Here is a 15,885-nt window from a genome sequence, read left to right as displayed (position 1 = left end):
CCACCTTTACGGAAGCTCGATTTGTTTATTTTCCTTTGATTCTTTATATAAGACAATGGTATTGCCGATCGTTTGAACCAAATGCGCGCGGCTTCCTTTAACAAGCGCTTTTGCTACCTCGTCTTTATCTTGCTCGCAATTTTGAAGCACACTGACTTTAATCAGCTCTCTCGCTTCAAGCGCTTCAGAAATTTGTTTAATCATGTTGTCATTAACTCCGCCTTTTCCTACTTGAAAGATTGGCGTTAAATGGTGCGCTTTAGAGCGCAATACTCGTTTTTGTTTTCCTGTTAACATTCTTTTCCTCCTAATTTTGCTTCTACTATCGCTCTCATTTTATCGATATCCGGTTCTTGTCCCGTCCATAACTGGAATGAGAGGGCAGCCTGTTCAACAAACATACCGACACCATCCAGCGTTCTCAGACCTTTTTGCTCTGCTTGTTTTAAGAGAGCAGTCCGGATCGGATTGTAGACGATATCACATACAATAGCGCTGTTTGCGGCATGCTGTAAAGAAATCGGCACTGCATCTATGTCCGGATACATGCCAATAGATGTAGTATGGATTATGACATCATATCGCTCAAGATTCTCTTCTGCTTCCTTTATTGTCAGCACTTGCTTATTTTGAAAAGAGGGACTGGATTGGATAAGCTGTTCCGCTTTCTCCAATGTCCGGTTGCAGATGTCGAACCGTTTCGGATTCTCACGGACAATGGTGGTAAAAATCGCTCTCGCCGCTCCGCCGGCACCGATCATCAATATAGAGAGATCTCGGACAGGCTTGTCTAATATTTTCCTCAAAGACTTAACAAAGCCTTCTCCGTCAGTATTATAACCGACAAGCATGTCACCTTCTGTTCTGACGGTGTTCACGGCTCCAAGCACCTTTGCGCTCTCATCAATATGATCCAGATGCTCCATGATTGCAACCTTATGAGGGACCGTCACGTTTATTCCGATCATGCCAAGCGCCTTCATTCCTTTGACCGCGTCTTTCAGATTGTCGTTTTCCACCTGGAATGCGTGATAATGTCCGTCTAACCCCAGGTCCTTCAACGCTGCGTTATGAATATCAGGCGACATGGAATGTCCGATTGGGTTTCCGATTACTCCGTATAGCTGCTTCATTCTCCCTCTCCCCCTTTTTATTAAATTAACGAGCGGCGAACAAATACGTGAACGCCTTTTGGTGCGTAAGCCGTAATTTTTTTCTCTGCTTCCTGCACCGTTACCCAGCCTAATCCCGAGAAAACGATATCGGTTTTCGGTTCCTTGATCGTAAATGTATGGGCCGTTAGTTCCGGAAACTCGTCCATATCATCCTTTCCGGGCGGGGTAAGTAATTCCCCGGCGTGCTTTTCATAAAGAGCATCCGCATTCTCCAGCTTTGTTCTGTGAATCAGTAGATCATTCGGCATGTAGCAGACAAATGCAGACCTCGCGCCTGACACATAATCGAATCTGGCAAGTCCGCCGAAATACAGCGTTTGCTGATCATTTAGCTGGAAGGTGCGCGGCTTCAATTCTTTTTTTGGCGTAAGCACTTTTAAGTCCCTTTTATTCACGTAATGCGCCATTTGATGGCGGTTGATAATTCCCGGCGTATCATAAAGCGCTGATCCGTCATCAAGCGGAATCTCAATGGCGTCAAGCGTTGTGCCAGGGAATTGAGATGTGGTGATAATATTCTCTTCTCCAGAAACTTCTTTAATGATGCGGTTGATAAACGTTGATTTCCCCACATTTGTACAGCCGACAACATAAACGTCTCTTCCTTGGCGGTAATGCTCAATAGCATCAATGACTTCTTTGATGCCTTGGCCGCGGCTTGCGCTGACTAAAAAAACATCCAGCGGTTTCAGGCCGTATTCCTTCGCTTCCCGTTTCATCCACTGAATCAGCCGTTCTCTTTTTAATGATTTAGGGAGAATATCAGCTTTGTTTCCGACTAATAAAATCGGGTTTCCTCCGACGAACCGGTTCAATCCGTTAATCCAACTGCCGTTAAAATCAAAGATATCGACAATCTTCACAATGAGAGAGTCGGTTTCTCCTATTCCGTGCAGGATGTTTAAAAAATCATCATCCGTTAATGAAACATCTTGAATTTCATTATAATTTTTCAGTCTGAAGCAGCGCTGGCAGATCACATTTTCTTTAGTGAGCGATGCCGGCGGCGCGTAGCCCAGACCATTATTGTCCTCGGTTTGGATCGTTACTCCGCAGCCGATACAAACAACCTTTTCCATTCCTTACTCCTCCCACTGAATGTGCCCTTTTCGTTTTAAGGCACTCAGTATTCTGCGTTCGACCTGGCGGTTAAAGCGTGTAACCATTCCGTCAGAAGAGGCGACAGGCACAACCAGAATCGTATGATAGCCGTTTCTGTTCCCGCCGAGCACATCCGTAAGAAGCTGATCGCCGATAACGACACAATCCTCTTTTTTAAGCTCCATGTTGCGGACGGCTCTGTTAAAAGCTTTTCCCATGGGTTTTCTCGCCTTATAGATAAATGGAATTCCAAGCGGTTCCGAGAAAAGTTTTACTCTTCTTTCATTATTATTGGAGACAATCGTCACTTTAATGCCGTGCTCCTTCATTTCCTCAAACCATTCTATCAAGCGCGGCGTCGCATTGGGTCTGTCCCATTCAACGAGCGTATTATCAAGGTCCGTGATAATTCCTTTAACATTGCGTTCTTTTAATTTTTCAGGCGTAATATGAAAAATATTTTTCACAAATTCGTCAGGTAAAAAAAACTTTTTTAACAAAACCCGCACCCTTCCTTTTCTTTCTATCTCCATCATCGTTGTCAAAAATGATCGAAACTTGTATGTAAAGACAAGCTGAGCAAAAAAATTTCGACAAAAATTGGGTTTCTTCACCAGGTGTGGATAAAATTACACACACTATCCACTCTTGTAACATCACTCTTTAGACAGATTATAAACATGATACTCACAAGTTATCCACTTTTTGGTGTGGATAACAGAACGATTGTTCTTATTTATATTTCATGGTAGATTAAAGATAACCTCAACCTAAGATGAACGCAACCTGCTATTTTATGCTCCTTGCAAATAAATAATTCCAACTTTTAAGGAGGTGCCGATCCCATTAATTGGGTGCCAAGCATGAGAAAGCTGTCTGATGAATTACTAATAGAATCCTATTTCAAAGCAAATGAAATGAATTTAAACCGTGACTTTATCGAGTTAATTGAAAACGAAATAAAAAGAAGATCGCTCGGACATATTATTTCCGTATCTTCTTAATGGAAATTATTCTATTTAATCCGGGCGTGTTTCCTTTTTTTACTCAGATGACTGATATTATATCACTACATTTACGCGCTTTACTACTACTTTCAGCAAAAAACACCCCTAATGAAGAGGTGTTTAAGCGGGCTCACAGTCATATTGTTATCCAATACCGGCTGCCCAGCACCAAAAGTACGACAAGCAAAACAACGAAAAAAGCATAACCGTATCCCCCACTTACGTTATGCGGCGGACCGTAAACAGGATACGGAAAACCGCAGCACATTTGAACCGCCTCCTTCAAGAGATTCAATAACAGCCTATGAAAAAGAACCAGATTGGTTTAGGCAGCTGTCCGTCTTACTGATGCAATACCCGCCCATCTTTTATGCCTTCAAAAATGATTCTTGCACCTTTAGGCGTCATATGATTCCCGGAAGGATCGATCAAGCCTGATTGAATAAGCGCCTCATCCGTCTCATTACCGCCCTCGGCCTTTATAAAGTTTTTCCAGTTGTCTACCAGCGGCACATTCAGATTTTTAGCGACTTCTCTTGTGATGTCATTGTATGAGTTGTGCCATTTTCTCGCACCGCCTTTGGATTGAAAGACAGAAGATTTATAACGGGAATAATAAAAGAGATGATGTTTTCCGTTGCCTTCAATAATCGGTATACACGTCATCAAAATAGGTTTTATTTTATGTTTTCTGCTTTCCTCTATAAAATAAGTAAGGTTTTCTTTAAAGCGTGTTTTTGATACTCTTGGCTTTCCCTGTGCCAAAATCGCAGCATCGTTCGTGCCGAACATAATAAACACATATTCGGGTTTTTGATCTAACACGTCACTTTCAAATCGCAAACGCGCATCTTCGGTCGTTTGTCCGCCTATTCCCGCATTCAGAATGTCAAGGTTTCCCCGTTCAGCTGTTTTCAGTATATCCACCCATTGCTGCGCTTTTGGATAATCACGATAATTCCAATTAGAGCCGCGTGTATTACTATCTCCAAATGCCACAACATCTTCGTACCCTCTTCCTTCACATCCCGCTGTTACTAGGACCAAAAGGAAAAGGATGCAAATTTGCTTCATATCTTCACCCCCAAAAGCCACACTTCATATGGTACACCTCTCTCATTCTGCTTTCAACGCAAGAACTCTTTATACTGTTATTGGATATGTACCGGGTTAAAACTCTTCCCTAACAAGTCGGACACTTTCACAAATTCATACCCCTTATTTTTGAGCTGGGGTATGATTTCTTTAATGGCTTTAACCGTCTGGCCCCTGTTGCCGCCGCCATCATGGAGAAGGATGATATCGCCTCCCTTGGCGTTGCTGACGACATGGTTTACAATTTTCGTTTTTCCGGGTTTAGCCCAATCCTTTGGATCTTGGTTCCATGACCACATAACAATTTGATAGCCTTCTTCTAAAAGAGTCTGAAACGCGGTTTCATTAAGTGATCCTCCCGGCGGGCGAAACAGTTTATGCTGATTCGGCTGCAGCGCATCAATTTCTGCCGATGCACTGTCCAACTCCTTTTTTATTTCCTCTTTATCTAAATGGTCAAAAAACACATGATTCATTGTATGACTGCCGATTTCATGCCCTTGTTGTATGATCCGTTTAGCTATCGAGGGGTATTTGTCTAACCGGCTTCCGATACAAAAAAACGTCGCCTTTACTCCGTTCTCTTCTAATACATCTAAAATTGCCTCTGTATATACAGGATGAGGCCCGTCGTCAAATGTTAATGAAAGCTTCTTTTTTTCTGATCTCATATCCCAAAAAGCATTTCCGCTCTTTTCAATGTCCAGTCTCTTCAGCATTTTTGCTTCACTTGAATCAGGTGCCAAAAGGAAAAACACGCAACATAATAGAGCGAACAGGTGTAATCGTTTCAAATTCCCACCTCCAAAAAACTCTATTGTTAACCTGTCCCCTTTTTCAAAAAACATTCGGTTATATTCAGAGTAAAAAGCCTCTCCCCAGAGGTGAAGTAAAGCAGCCGGAGTGGTCTGTCTCTTTAATGAAACATTATTGGGAGTAAGCACAATACTCCCTCTGACAGATGGAGTCAGTTTCTTAAGTGAATGGGGAGAAATTCCTTCATTACAGGCTTCACGTCAAGAACCGGCGTTCCATTTATCGCGTCCAGCCCCTTTACTGTAATAGTCTTTCCGCTAAGCTCCACCAGTTCGACAGTTGTAACTCCTAATTTATTCGGTCTGTTTTTCCCTCTTTGTGCAAATATCCCGATCTCCGGGAAGGCTTTGTTGTTTCTCGGATGCCTCGCTTTATATGTCATTTTTTCATCTGATACACCATGGAAATAAAAGATAATATCCACATGTGAAAACTCTTCTATTCCCTGCCACGCTGTGTCAGTTCCATTAATTAGCTCTATTACTGATATAACGGAACCCCAATGGTCATCGGTTACATTATGAATACTGTTTTGGACATACGCTATAGGATTTCATTTTATTTCCCTTGTTTCACCGTTTCCTATTATTCTTTGGTTTACGTTGGACGGCAAAAAGCAGTCAAGTTATACTATCCTAGATGCTATAGATGCCGGAGATTGCTTGCTCCTGACATCAGCACAAGTGGTAGGAGTGAATATTGATATGCTCAAAAAGACTTTTAGCATTTTAGTGATTATCGGAATAATTGCGATCGGCTTTTTTCATAAAGAAGCTTGGTTGGATGTCATAAAAGAAGGCGGAATGGTTTCCATTCTATTTAGTGTGATGCTTATTGCGGCGGATGTTTTTTTCCCTATCGTGCCGTTTGCATTGATTGCCGCTTTAAATGGCGCTGTGTTCGGAATCGCAAATGGCGTATGGATCACACTGTCAGGATCGATGCTAGGCACCGTGATGTTGTTTTTTCTAGCCAGATACAGCTTTAGAGATTGGGCAAGAAAAAAAGTAAATGCCTATCCGGTAATTCAAGGATATGAAGCTTCCTTTAATAAAAATGCCTTTACCGCCGTGTTATTAGGAAGGCTCATTCCTGTTATCCCTTCTCTTATCATGAACATTGTCTGCGGGCTGAGTGAAGTGCGATGGGGCGTCTTTTTCACCGCTTCATTACTAGGAAAAATCCCGAACATTCTCGTTGTCACTATAGCCGGTGCCAATTTCACCAGCAACAAATTTATGTCTTTCGGCATTTACGGGGCGTACATTCTGATTCTTATGTTCATCATTTATAAAAAGTTCCCTCATCTTTTGAAAATGTCAAAAAAATAAAATGATACAGCCGCCTCCCAGATTACCGTTTTTTGCGGTCCGCTTATAAATTTCCCTGTACAGACACAAACAACCCGCCACCCACATACATTTACATATAGGCTTTTGCCTACATACTTTTGTGGAGGTGTCGATGGTGACAGGTGTTTTTACAGCGCTCGGTTTTGTCGTTAAAGAGCTTGTCTTTTTAGTATCTTACGTGAAAAACAATGCCTTTCCACAACCGCTCTCAAGCAGTGAGGAGAAAAAATACTTAGAACTGATGGCCAAAGGGGATGAACACGCAAGGAACATGCTGATTGAGCATAACCTTCGCTTGGTTGCCCATATTGTGAAAAAGTTCGAAAATACAGGAGAAGACGCTGAGGATCTCATTTCCATCGGAACGATCGGGCTCATTAAAGGGATTGAAAGCTATTCCGCCGGAAAAGGCACAAAGCTTGCAACATATGCCGCGCGATGTATCGAAAATGAAATCCTCATGCACTTGCGAGCATTGAAAAAAACGAAAAAAGATGTTTCTCTTCATGATCCAATCGGCCAGGATAAAGAAGGGAATGAAATAAGCCTGATAGACGTCCTCAAATCAGAAAGCGAAGATGTGATTGATACGATTCAGCTTAATATGGAACTTGAGAAAGTAAAAAAATACATCGACATTTTAGATGTCCGTGAAAAAGAAGTCATCGTCGGCCGGTTCGGTCTGGATTTAAAAAAAGAAAAGACACAGCGTGAAATCGCCAAGGAGCTGGGGATTTCCCGCAGTTATGTGTCACGGATTGAGAAACGGGCACTGATGAAGATGTTTCATGAGTTTTACAGGGCGGAGAAGGAGAAGCGGAAGAAAGCAAAGGGGAAATAATGTAGAAGAAGCCGGATCTAATATTCCGGCTTTCTCTAGTTCTAAAATTTCTTTTTAATTTTTCGTAGAGACAGAATATATGAAGTTATGAAAAGCATTTTTCAACTCCAACCGCAGTCCGGCATCATTGATAAGCTCAATGAACAATTTCCGAGTAGGGCAGACAGGATTAATCATGAATTCCTTGTTTGATTCGATAAACAAATTAGTTCTAATCCCCATTAGCCCATAACGGCTTTTTCTTATCTCTAATACTGGAAAATACATCATACATAACAAGCTTTTGAGGTGAGAATTTTGGACTTATTTGATGAATGCATAGAAGCTCTAGGAAAAAACAAAGAAATCTTATCAGAAGAATTAACGGCTTACATCTTGGGGACGAATCAAGTGGGAAGAAGTTTGTTGTCACCAATCTATAGATTATGAGGAAGAGATTGACGAGTGGCTAGCTGTACATCATTTTAAAGATAGAGACATTATCATTCTTTGGGGTTACGTAGAGCAGCCAGCATTAAGAACCAGTCTTGAGCATGCATTAAACGTAATTGATGATGTAACTGCCGTTGGTTCAGATACTTTTATGTTTAGTGAATCTGGCTACGTTATAGAATTTTTCCATGATGGCGATGTTACTACTGGAAAGTCCTCTTTCAGTGAAACGATTCACCAAAATGAGAGGATATGATTATGAAAGTCTTTGAAGCTAAAACCCTTATGTCTGAAGCTACAGACCGGGCCAAAGAATATAAAGAACTAAGGACGCAAATGGTCAACTTGAGAAAAGCTTTACAAAGTGTCGCTGAACTGGACGACAGCGAATTCTCAGGTAAAGGTGCTAACAACATTAAAGCATTCTATCACGATCATGTTGGTGTCACCGATCAATGGATCGACTACATTGATATGAAAATCGCATTTTTTAACAGCATTGCCGGAGCTGCCGAAGACAAAGGTCTCTCTGATGCTTATATTGAAGAATCTTTTTTAGAACATGAACTGGCTAACGCCCATAAAAAATCAAAATCAATCATGTCTGAACAGAAAAAAGCCATGAAAGATATCCTAAATGACATTGACGACATCCTCCCGCTCGACTTGTTTTCAACAGAAACCTTCAAGGATGAGCTTGCGGATGCCAATGACAAACGCAAAAAAACAATTGAAAAACTAGGTGACCTTGACGAAGATTTACTGACAGAATATGCTATGTCAGAACCAAATGAACAATTCATCAAGTCAGATTTCCAAAAGCTCCAAGAAGCAACGGGCAAAGGCAAAAACGCTACACCCATTCACTACAACGCCAAGGCGTACCGTGAGAGTGATATACATAAGAAAAAAGGCGGGATATTGAGAAGCGTACAGAGGCTTATTTGACGATTAAGAAAGAGGAAGCTAAAGAGCGAGAAATCAAAGAATTACAGAAAAAGCTCAATACGTTGGTTGATGATCCTGACGAGTATCTAAAAGTTGCTAAAGAGATTGGATACGACAACCTCACCACTGAACAACAGGAGTATGTTAAATCCCTCGAGTTTTGGGATAATCCTCTTCGAGCGACCAAGGATATTTTGAAAGAACAGATTGACGGTGTATATGAAGGTTTATTAGCCGGTATAGATGATACAGAGAAGACAGTTAAAGAATATTTAGTCCCTATAATGCGGCGGGTAAAAAATATCTAGGTCCAGTATATAAATACTATAAAGGCAAACAAATGGCATATTATGATTTTTCGAAAGAAACTGGTGAAGGACTCTTAGGAATTGCAAAATTCGGGATCGATCTCGGTTTAGATCCAAAAGGAACGATAAAGTCCGTTTTTGAATTCGACAATAAAAAAGCCTGGGATTCTACTTGGGATGAGGTAAAAGAAAGCTGGGACAAAAACTTTGTACACGGAGATATGTATTCACAATCGCACTACACCACATATTTCACTTTAAATGTAGCCAGCTTATTCATATCAGGCGGCGGTGGTGCTGTTACAAAAAGTGGATCCGTCGTTTCAAAGGTCGAGAGAGTCGCAGAGAAGGGAATCAGCAAGTCGGGTAAAAAAGGGGTAAACAGCGCTGGAAATGTTGGTAAGTCTGCATCAAAAAAAGTAGTAAAAGACACCAAAGACTTTGGGAAACTTTTGAAAAAAGGTTTAGAGTCAATACCAAATCCTTTTGCTAAAGAACTTCTGTTAGCTAGTGATGTTCCTATAAATGTGCTAAACTTACAAAAATCTGGACAAGATACAATTCAACAAATTAAAAAGTCTTTTGATGTTGATCATGGTTCTAAAGGGAATGCTAATAGTAGTAAGGTAAGGCCCTCTTGAAAAGAGGGCTTTTTATAATATTAATCCTCAATATTTTCTATTACCTGTCTAACCATCTCATGTATTTGGTCAAATTGCCATTCTATATCACCTATTACTAAATGTAACTGTAGTAATTCAGCAGTTAGTTTTTCTTTATCTTCAATTTGACTTAAGTTAGCTAAAATTTTATTTATTCTTTCATCTATTTGCGGAAATTCTTTAATATTTTCCTCTTCTTCTAAAAGTTCTTCTGTTGAAATTAATGTACTATTATATTTTTCATTTAATTCTTTTAAAGCACTAAAGATCTTATCAATATTTTTCATCTATCACAACCACCTATTTCAATTTTCTTCCAATTGCATTCTTAGTCTTAACTTCGTTCAATGTTCCATCCAAATTCAACACTACTCTTAAATTTCCTCTTTTATCGAAAACTTCTAAATGATCCTTGTGCAAATTATCTAAATAAAATTTATCTCCTTTTTTCAGATATGGATTATCCAATTTTTTATTAACTTCATAGATTGATTGGCCTTGGAATTGATTTTTTGTTTTTGTAACATTGTTTTTTATACTTTTTCCAAATCCATCATTAAAAAATTCTTTCATATTCGATACTGATTTAGCTTCACTGGTAAGTACTTTCTTTGCCTTAACGCTACTCTCTACATATTTTGCGCTTTTGTTAGTTTTTGATACAGTTCCTGCTAATTTTCCTGAAACCTTTGTAACGTCGCCGCCAACAACACTTAAAACAGCTACGGTCCTGTCAAATGAAGAAAGTTCTTTTTGAGATATTAAATCTTTACCTGTTATAGCTTCGCTTCCACTTTTCAAATTCGACAAAATAGGAATTAGATCAGCAGTAAATGACAAAAAGCGTTGTGTTTTTCTCAAGCTATCTGTATCGTAATGAGAAACATTATTAATCTCAACATCTATTTTCTTAATATTTTTTTGAGAATCCTCTACTTTCTTTCTCTTTTGATTAAGTGTGTTTAACTTCTTTGTTGTTGATCCATCAGATGAGTAATAATGATAATTATAATTTATTTTAGTTTTATTAACAGTATCCAAGTTTTTATTCAGCTTATCAAGTGAATTATTTACATTGTTCATACTTTTGGATACATGTGTAACTCCAGAATTAATCTTATCAACAGATTTAGTCATCTGCTTCATATTAGAATTGGCAGCTTTAAGATTAGAATTCGTTTTATCCATTGCTTTATTTAAACCAGTAAGTGCGCCATTCATTTGGTTAAAACCACGATTTGCCTCATCAATGCCTCTTTGCATTTCTAATACATCTTTATTCATTTTGTCTACTTCTTTATTCATCTCATCATATGTTTTATTCATATCAACCATGATGTCATTTATTTCATCAACCGTTTTAACTTGTTCATTTAGAGTTTTATTAATTTCATCCATCGCTTTATTACACTGGTCTATAGCTTCAATCATACCTTTAATATCTTCATGGATGCCTTTCAAAAGGTCTATAAAAGTTTTGATATCATTAACTGTTTTCTGTACAGTAGGTATAACCTTAGTTTTTATTAATTTTTCGATCTTAATAATTTCATTGTCTATTAGCTTCTTTACTGCTTTTTTCTTGGTCTCTACCCATATTGTTTTTTTAGACTTATCTAATTTATTATACTCTTGCTGAAGCTTCGTAAGAGTATTTAAAGCTGTATCTAAATCAGCAAAATCTTTTTTTGTAATTTCGTTTGATACAGCGTAGGCTTTCTCCGGCTTAACATAGTTCGGTAAATTAATCATTGAAAAAACAAAAATAATTAGTATAGCGCTTAAAAACTTTTTCATAATAGATCCTCCAAATTCATACAAAACTAACTTAATGTGAGATTAAATTTCCACAACAGCCCTCCATAACCTTTATATATCTAAATCCCCATAAAGTACTTAATAGTTATAACATAAATACAGGTATTAAAACCTTAAAAAAACCTTAATTTACTAAAAATATAAGCTTTTATAAAATAAGATTGGCTCTTTATAAATCAGCAAAATTTTGAGAATGACTTTATTACCAGAATAACTCAACATTTCATTACATCAATGAATTTAAGCCAAGGTTGAACCCCTCTCATCATTGGGCTCTTCACTTTGAAAATACCGGACGGGAGCTGGTAGGACGATTTTTTACTGTTTGAGTTTGTTGTTTTCTTTTTAGTGGCACTTGTTTTGCTTGAGCTTGTTTTTCCACCTAGCGCCTTTAATTCTTTTTCAATGGCATCCTTAACTTGATTCCATCTACCCTCTGACAAAATGCGGTGCGGCAATACTTACCATTCCAGTCTTGATGTTTGCGGACTCGATCAGTACCCCATCCACGTTCTTTAAGCAGCTGCGCCACAAACTTAATAGCAAGCTTTTCCGCTGATTTATATCGTGCCCCTCCTGACTAATATAACAAATTTCGACACCAATCGACTTACGGTTCCCCGTACCATTAGTTCCATCTCCTGTGTGCCATGCATTTCGATTAGTTGGAATCCCTTGAATGACTTGTTTATCGTCTACTGCAAAGTGAAAACTCATTGAGCTAGAGTTATTCTTCATATATGAAATTTCATTGGCTGCTGAAGCATCATTCGCAGTGTTATGAATAGTGATATATTCAGCTTTCATCGGGTTAGGACATTTCAATCCATACTTTAATTTGGAGACTAGATTCTTTACAACTTTAATGGCCATATACCCTCTCTCCTTCTGACTATATAATAAAAAAAGCCACTGGCTTAGCCAGCAGCTTTGTCTGCGTTATTCTTACTCTGTTCTTTTTCGTTCTCAATTGTTTGTAATCGATCTGTTATCGTTGAAGGGATTTTAACACCGATCTGTGCTAAGTTTTCAGTTATTGACAAGCCTTCATTAGCGATATAAAAAAGAACGGTATCAAAAGTTAGGACACCGTTTAAATTGAGGGCTGTATCAATAACGTTTGCTAAAATGACCGCAAAGAAATTGAGTAGCTTGCGGACATAGCCAAACCATGCGCTCCGGCTTCGTAGTTTCCTATGTAAATAGTCTTGGTTTTCCTATAATATTTAACGAATCCAATTTTTAGATTGTCATCTTTAAGGAGCCAAGGCTTTAGATATCAGGCTTTCATTTAAACCTGTTACAAGCTTTGCGCTTAAACACAGTGGAATTTATACTATATATGCTTGGACAGCCGAAAAAGCCGAGTTGAACAATGGTATGATTTCGCTCATGAATTTTGCCATATATATAGACATGAAGGCGATAAAAAAACAATGCCTGCAACCTGGACTGATTATTAAGAGTGGCAGTCCAATTATTTTACATATCACTTTTGCATTCCAACTTTCATGTTGCGTAATATTAATCTTTTGTACATACAATCACATACAATTGAAAATGTAGCTTGGTTATTTAATCTATCCTCTTCATTCGCTAAGAAACGTTTAAGCATTTATTACAGGAAACTGACTCAACATTTATTTAATCAAACACAGGAAATCTGTGCACCCCCCTTTTGTAATTAATAATGAAATCCTCATGCATTTACGCGCATTGAAAAAAACAAAAAAAGACGTGTCCCTTCATGATGCAATCGGCCAGGATAAAGAAGGGAATGAAATAAGCCTGATAGACGTCCTCAAATCAGAGAGCGAAGATGTGATTGATACGATTCAGCTTAATATGGAACTTGAGAAAGTAAAAAAATACATCGACATTTTAGATGATCGTGAAAAAGAAGTCATCGTCGGCCGGTTCGGTCTGGTAAAAAAAGAAAAGACGCAGCGGGAAATCGCGAAGGAGCTGGGGATTTCCCGCAGTTATGTGTCACGGATTGAGAACGGGCGCTGATGAAGATGTTTCATGAGTTTTACAGGGCGGAAAAGGAGAAGCGGAAGAAAGCGAAGGGGAAATGATGCAGAAGAGGCCGGATTAATATTCCGGCTTTCTCTAGTTCATTTACTTGCTTCTTTTAAAACTTTTCGGAGACAGAATATATGAAAGAGTTATGAAAATGTTTCCAACTAACCGCTTGTCTCACTATCTCAACTCGTCAGCACTGATAAGCTCAATTATCATTTTCGAGAAAGACGGTCAGGATCTTAGCAAACTTTACTTATAAGTCCTTTACTTGCCCAAAACTCCCCAGAAAATCCTTCATCGGCATACTTCAGCTCATCCTTAGTCCCTGCTTTCTTTATACAGGCCTCGATCTGGCTGTCGATGCTCGATCCCTTGATCGCTTGTTTCCTCTGTCGATACCCTTACATATATTGCCCTGGATCGCCTTCCTATAAATTTTTATTAAATAATGATAGCAATCGTTAATGCATTTGTCAGCTTGCGGTCCTTCGATGATTATCACCTTCATAAAATGCATCACCCCTTGGGTAATGTTATGTAATTGCTGTTTGTCCTAATGATTTAGATAACCATGATGTTAAATTGTTTAATGAATATGATTAAAAAAACACCAATAGTCTGAAACCATTGGTGTTTTGATAAGAACTTACTACATCCCCACTAAACTCTCAGTTTTTTCACCTTAAAGACTGATCCGCTCTGCAATTGCTTCTGCAAACTCTGATGTTGATGATTCACCACCAATATCTCCTGTTTTGATTCCTGCCTTAACGGTTTCAAAAAGTGAATTTTCTATTAATTCCGCCACTTCTTTCAGTTTTTTATCACGGTGCTGTGTATTGAGCCATTCAAACAACATAGCGGTTGAAAGAATAATTCCAATAGGGTTTGCAATGTTTTTCCCTGCAATGTCAGGTGCCGAACCGTGAGCAGCTTGTGCCATTGCCTGTTTTGCATTTGAATTAATTGACGGTGCAAGCCCTAAGCTGCCAACTAACTCACCTGTTAAGTCTGAAAGAATGTCTCCAAACATATTTTCCGTGACTATGACATCAAAGTCTTTTGCACGACGAACTAAATGTGCCGTCATAGCATCAATATGATAATCATCCACTTCTACTTCCGGGTATTGTTCGGCCACCTCACGGCACGTATTCAAAAAGAGTCCCGATCCAAGTCTTATTACATTGGCTTTATGGACAATGGTAACCTTCTTACGGCGCTCCATCGCACTTTGAAATGCTGAATGGGCGATACGTGTAATCGCTTTTTTAGTAAAAACCCCTGTTGATACAGCCACCTCCGGGGTAATTTGCCATTCCCCTAAACCGATATACATATTTCGATCAGCATAGAAGCCTTCAGTATTTTCACGGTAAATGACCAAATCTGCTTCTCCTACTACACTCTTAGTTCCAGGTATTGTCTTTGCGGGCCTAATGTTTGCATAAAGGTCAAAATGGTGACGAAGTTCTCCGCTTGGATTGCGCTTATCTTTGTGCTCCTCTGGATATGCAGCAGAATCATGCGGACCTAAAATCCATCCATGACACTTCTCTAATTCTTCTTTAGTTACATCTGGCATTGGATCATTATATTTTTTTATTGCATCCCACCCCATCGGTAAATCAACCAACTTCAATGATACAGCTGCTTTTTGGGCTGCAACTTTCAAAATCAAAGTTGTCGCTGTTACAATTTCCGGCCCAATTCCGTCTCCATTTAAAACCCCAATGCGATATACTGTCATATAACCATCTCCCAGATACTAATTTATCTACAAAATGCGAACTGAAAAGTTGTAACCAGTTCATCGGCCTTTTTACAATTTAAATGTAACATATTTTAATTCAGACATTTCATCAACGGAAAACTTGATTCCCTCTTTCCCATTCCACTATTTCAACTCCGTCGTAAGGCATATTATCCACTCTAAAAGAAGGGATATCATTAATGATTACTCCACCCACTTCCAAGAAATCTGCTTAAAAGTAAAAATACTCACATCTATGCCACTGCATTTTTCAATCTCGGCAATCGCTATCACAAAATTGAGAATTTAAATAAGGCTGTACGTTACATCGAACAAGTCTTGGTTCAATACAGAAAAATAAACTTTGACGTACTGCCAAAGGATTATCATGACCGCTTTGATTTATTTTAAGCAAGGTAAAAAAGAACAGGCAATGGAGTGCTTCCGCAAAGGAATCAGATGTGCTGTGGATTTTAAAGATGAGCTTTTTTATGAACTTATTTAACACATTAGACGCCTTTGGGGTGGAGGAAGTAAGAACAGATAGGAGTT

At 38.9% G+C, this 15,885-nt stretch carries 16 protein-coding genes and 9 pseudogenes; 10 read left to right on the top strand and 15 right to left on the bottom strand.

The annotated features are described in order from the left end of the window. Positions 1 to 6: 6 nt before the first annotated feature. Genes yhbY through GXP75_RS12425 form a run of 4 tightly spaced genes read right to left on the bottom strand, consistent with a single transcriptional unit; the run spans position 7 to position 2,776 of the window. Positions 7 to 297: a ribosome assembly RNA-binding protein YhbY gene (gene yhbY / locus GXP75_RS12440; RefSeq protein WP_003325384.1), complete on the bottom strand. Its 291-nt coding sequence runs from the start codon at positions 295 to 297 to the stop codon at positions 7 to 9. Continuing rightward, positions 291 to 1,133, bottom strand: a complete 843-nt coding sequence (gene aroE / locus GXP75_RS12435) for a shikimate dehydrogenase (protein ID WP_061572764.1) — start codon at positions 1,131 to 1,133, stop codon at positions 291 to 293. The genes yhbY and aroE overlap by 7 nt, the downstream gene beginning before the upstream one ends. Before the next feature lie 20 nt (positions 1,134 to 1,153). Further along, positions 1,154 to 2,254, bottom strand: coding sequence for a ribosome biogenesis GTPase YqeH (yqeH, locus tag GXP75_RS12430; RefSeq protein ID WP_242556928.1), 1,101 nt, complete (start codon positions 2,252 to 2,254; stop codon positions 1,154 to 1,156). A gap of 3 nt (positions 2,255 to 2,257) precedes the next feature. Continuing rightward, positions 2,258 to 2,776: a YqeG family HAD IIIA-type phosphatase gene (locus GXP75_RS12425; protein WP_003325381.1), complete on the bottom strand. Its 519-nt coding sequence runs from the start codon at positions 2,774 to 2,776 to the stop codon at positions 2,258 to 2,260. A gap of 363 nt (positions 2,777 to 3,139) precedes the next feature. On the opposite strand from GXP75_RS12425, the gene sda reads away from it, so the two are divergent. Continuing rightward, positions 3,140 to 3,280 (top strand): sporulation histidine kinase inhibitor Sda, encoded by a 141-nt coding sequence (gene sda, locus GXP75_RS12420; RefSeq protein ID WP_003325380.1) that lies wholly within the window; start codon positions 3,140 to 3,142, stop codon positions 3,278 to 3,280. A gap of 139 nt (positions 3,281 to 3,419) precedes the next feature. Here the strand turns inward: sda and GXP75_RS21430 are convergent, their stop codons facing one another. The 4 genes from GXP75_RS21430 to GXP75_RS12405 form a co-directional block, all read right to left on the bottom strand. Then, positions 3,420 to 3,551: a hypothetical protein gene (locus GXP75_RS21430; protein ID WP_255265360.1), complete on the bottom strand. Its 132-nt coding sequence runs from the start codon at positions 3,549 to 3,551 to the stop codon at positions 3,420 to 3,422. A gap of 74 nt (positions 3,552 to 3,625) precedes the next feature. Beyond that, entirely contained in the window at positions 3,626 to 4,357 is a 732-nt protein-coding gene (locus GXP75_RS12415) for an SGNH/GDSL hydrolase family protein (RefSeq protein ID WP_242556927.1), read from the bottom strand. A 77-nt stretch (positions 4,358 to 4,434) separates the two neighbouring features. Further along, positions 4,435 to 5,172, bottom strand: coding sequence for a polysaccharide deacetylase family protein (locus GXP75_RS12410; protein WP_106360510.1), 738 nt, complete (start codon positions 5,170 to 5,172; stop codon positions 4,435 to 4,437). 173 nt (positions 5,173 to 5,345) lie between these two features. Continuing rightward, positions 5,346 to 5,741 carry an SAM-dependent methyltransferase gene (locus GXP75_RS12405; protein ID WP_242557150.1) on the bottom strand — a complete coding sequence of 132 codons (396 nt, stop codon included), beginning with the start codon at positions 5,739 to 5,741 and terminating at the stop codon, positions 5,346 to 5,348. A 157-nt stretch (positions 5,742 to 5,898) separates the two neighbouring features. On the opposite strand from GXP75_RS12405, the gene GXP75_RS12400 reads away from it, so the two are divergent. The 6 genes and pseudogenes from GXP75_RS12400 to GXP75_RS12380 all read left to right on the top strand — a co-directional run bounded on the left by GXP75_RS12400 (position 5,899) and on the right by GXP75_RS12380 (position 9,716). Beyond that, the gene (locus GXP75_RS12400) at positions 5,899 to 6,525 is read left to right on the top strand and encodes a TVP38/TMEM64 family protein (protein ID WP_242556926.1); all 627 of its coding nucleotides are present in this window, start codon (positions 5,899 to 5,901) and stop codon (positions 6,523 to 6,525) included. 133 nt (positions 6,526 to 6,658) lie between these two features. Next, positions 6,659 to 7,387 (top strand): RNA polymerase sporulation sigma factor SigK, encoded by a 729-nt coding sequence (gene sigK / locus GXP75_RS12395; protein ID WP_239815818.1) that lies wholly within the window; start codon positions 6,659 to 6,661, stop codon positions 7,385 to 7,387. A gap of 297 nt (positions 7,388 to 7,684) precedes the next feature. Next, a pseudogene (locus tag GXP75_RS12390) lies at positions 7,685 to 7,809 on the top strand (hypothetical protein). Continuing rightward, positions 7,773 to 8,075: a CDI toxin immunity protein gene (locus tag GXP75_RS21680; protein WP_483861624.1), complete on the top strand. Its 303-nt coding sequence runs from the start codon at positions 7,773 to 7,775 to the stop codon at positions 8,073 to 8,075. Before GXP75_RS12390 ends, GXP75_RS21680 begins: the two are co-directional and overlap by 37 nt. Before the next feature lie 2 nt (positions 8,076 to 8,077). Further along, positions 8,078 to 8,911 (top strand): annotated as a pseudogene (locus tag GXP75_RS12385) (ribonuclease YeeF family protein); the annotation flags it as partial. Between the two features lie 196 nt (positions 8,912 to 9,107). Continuing rightward, the gene (locus GXP75_RS12380) at positions 9,108 to 9,716 is read left to right on the top strand and encodes a hypothetical protein (protein ID WP_242556925.1); all 609 of its coding nucleotides are present in this window, start codon (positions 9,108 to 9,110) and stop codon (positions 9,714 to 9,716) included. A 20-nt stretch (positions 9,717 to 9,736) separates the two neighbouring features. Here the strand turns inward: GXP75_RS12380 and GXP75_RS12375 are convergent, their stop codons facing one another. The 4 genes and pseudogenes from GXP75_RS12375 to GXP75_RS12360 form a co-directional block, all read right to left on the bottom strand. After that, positions 9,737 to 10,024: a hypothetical protein gene (locus GXP75_RS12375; RefSeq protein WP_239814413.1), complete on the bottom strand. Its 288-nt coding sequence runs from the start codon at positions 10,022 to 10,024 to the stop codon at positions 9,737 to 9,739. A 13-nt stretch (positions 10,025 to 10,037) separates the two neighbouring features. Continuing rightward, the gene (locus tag GXP75_RS12370) at positions 10,038 to 11,534 is read right to left on the bottom strand and encodes a DUF7121 family protein (RefSeq protein ID WP_239814412.1); all 1,497 of its coding nucleotides are present in this window, start codon (positions 11,532 to 11,534) and stop codon (positions 10,038 to 10,040) included. A gap of 278 nt (positions 11,535 to 11,812) precedes the next feature. Beyond that, a pseudogene (locus GXP75_RS12365) lies at positions 11,813 to 12,428 on the bottom strand (peptidoglycan recognition protein family protein); the annotation flags it as partial. Between the two features lie 44 nt (positions 12,429 to 12,472). Further along, positions 12,473 to 12,751, bottom strand: a pseudogene (locus tag GXP75_RS12360) (phage holin family protein); the annotation flags it as partial. Between the two features lie 67 nt (positions 12,752 to 12,818). Between GXP75_RS12360 and GXP75_RS12355 the strand changes: the two are divergent. Then, positions 12,819 to 13,243: pseudogene (locus tag GXP75_RS12355) on the top strand (ImmA/IrrE family metallo-endopeptidase); the annotation flags it as partial. After that, positions 13,239 to 13,633, top strand: a pseudogene (locus GXP75_RS12350) (sigma-70 family RNA polymerase sigma factor); the annotation flags it as partial. The pseudogenes GXP75_RS12355 and GXP75_RS12350, both read left to right, overlap by 5 nt. A 127-nt stretch (positions 13,634 to 13,760) precedes the next feature. On the opposite strand, the pseudogene GXP75_RS21620 reads toward GXP75_RS12350, so the two are convergent. The 3 genes and pseudogenes from GXP75_RS21620 to GXP75_RS12335 all read right to left on the bottom strand — a co-directional run. Further along, positions 13,761 to 14,012: pseudogene (locus GXP75_RS21620) on the bottom strand (recombinase family protein); the annotation flags it as partial. Between the two features lie 250 nt (positions 14,013 to 14,262). After that, positions 14,263 to 15,330 carry an isocitrate/isopropylmalate dehydrogenase family protein gene (locus GXP75_RS12340; RefSeq protein ID WP_242556923.1) on the bottom strand — a complete coding sequence of 356 codons (1,068 nt, stop codon included), beginning with the start codon at positions 15,328 to 15,330 and terminating at the stop codon, positions 14,263 to 14,265. Between the two features lie 72 nt (positions 15,331 to 15,402). Then, positions 15,403 to 15,565: pseudogene (locus tag GXP75_RS12335) on the bottom strand (aldehyde dehydrogenase family protein); the annotation flags it as partial. On the opposite strand from GXP75_RS12335, the pseudogene GXP75_RS12330 reads away from it, so the two are divergent. Beyond that, positions 15,562 to 15,881: pseudogene (locus GXP75_RS12330) on the top strand (aspartate phosphatase); the annotation flags it as partial. The pseudogenes GXP75_RS12335 and GXP75_RS12330 sit on opposite strands and share 4 nt — an antisense overlap. Positions 15,882 to 15,885: the final 4 nt, after the last annotated feature.

This window comes from Bacillus sp. HU-1818 (assembly GCF_022695965.1).
Taxonomy (GTDB): Bacteria; Bacillota; Bacilli; order Bacillales; family Bacillaceae; genus Bacillus; species Bacillus atrophaeus.
This window is presented reverse-complemented; position numbering and strand designations above follow the sequence as displayed.

Bases quoted from the DNA above. Each gene is read 5' to 3' on its own strand.
- yhbY (WP_003325384.1), bottom strand. From the start codon at position 297: ATGTTAACAGGAAAACAAAAACGAGTATTGCGCTCTAAAGCGCACCAT.
- aroE (WP_061572764.1), bottom strand. From the start codon at position 1,133: ATGAAGCAGCTATACGGAGTAATCGGAAACCCAATCGGACATTCCATG.
- yqeH (WP_242556928.1), bottom strand. From the start codon at position 2,254: ATGGAAAAGGTTGTTTGTATCGGCTGCGGAGTAACGATCCAAACCGAG.
- sda (WP_003325380.1), top strand. From the start codon at position 3,140: ATGAGAAAGCTGTCTGATGAATTACTAATAGAATCCTATTTCAAAGCA.
- GXP75_RS21430 (WP_255265360.1), bottom strand. From the start codon at position 3,551: ATGTGCTGCGGTTTTCCGTATCCTGTTTACGGTCCGCCGCATAACGTA.
- GXP75_RS12415 (WP_242556927.1), bottom strand. From the start codon at position 4,357: ATGAAGCAAATTTGCATCCTTTTCCTTTTGGTCCTAGTAACAGCGGGA.
- GXP75_RS12400 (WP_242556926.1), top strand. From the start codon at position 5,899: ATGCTCAAAAAGACTTTTAGCATTTTAGTGATTATCGGAATAATTGCG.
- sigK (WP_239815818.1), top strand. From the start codon at position 6,659: ATGGTGACAGGTGTTTTTACAGCGCTCGGTTTTGTCGTTAAAGAGCTT.
- GXP75_RS12380 (WP_242556925.1), top strand. From the start codon at position 9,108: ATGGCATATTATGATTTTTCGAAAGAAACTGGTGAAGGACTCTTAGGA.
- GXP75_RS12375 (WP_239814413.1), bottom strand. From the start codon at position 10,024: ATGAAAAATATTGATAAGATCTTTAGTGCTTTAAAAGAATTAAATGAA.
- GXP75_RS12370 (WP_239814412.1), bottom strand. From the start codon at position 11,534: ATGAAAAAGTTTTTAAGCGCTATACTAATTATTTTTGTTTTTTCAATG.
- GXP75_RS12340 (WP_242556923.1), bottom strand. From the start codon at position 15,330: ATGACAGTATATCGCATTGGGGTTTTAAATGGAGACGGAATTGGGCCG.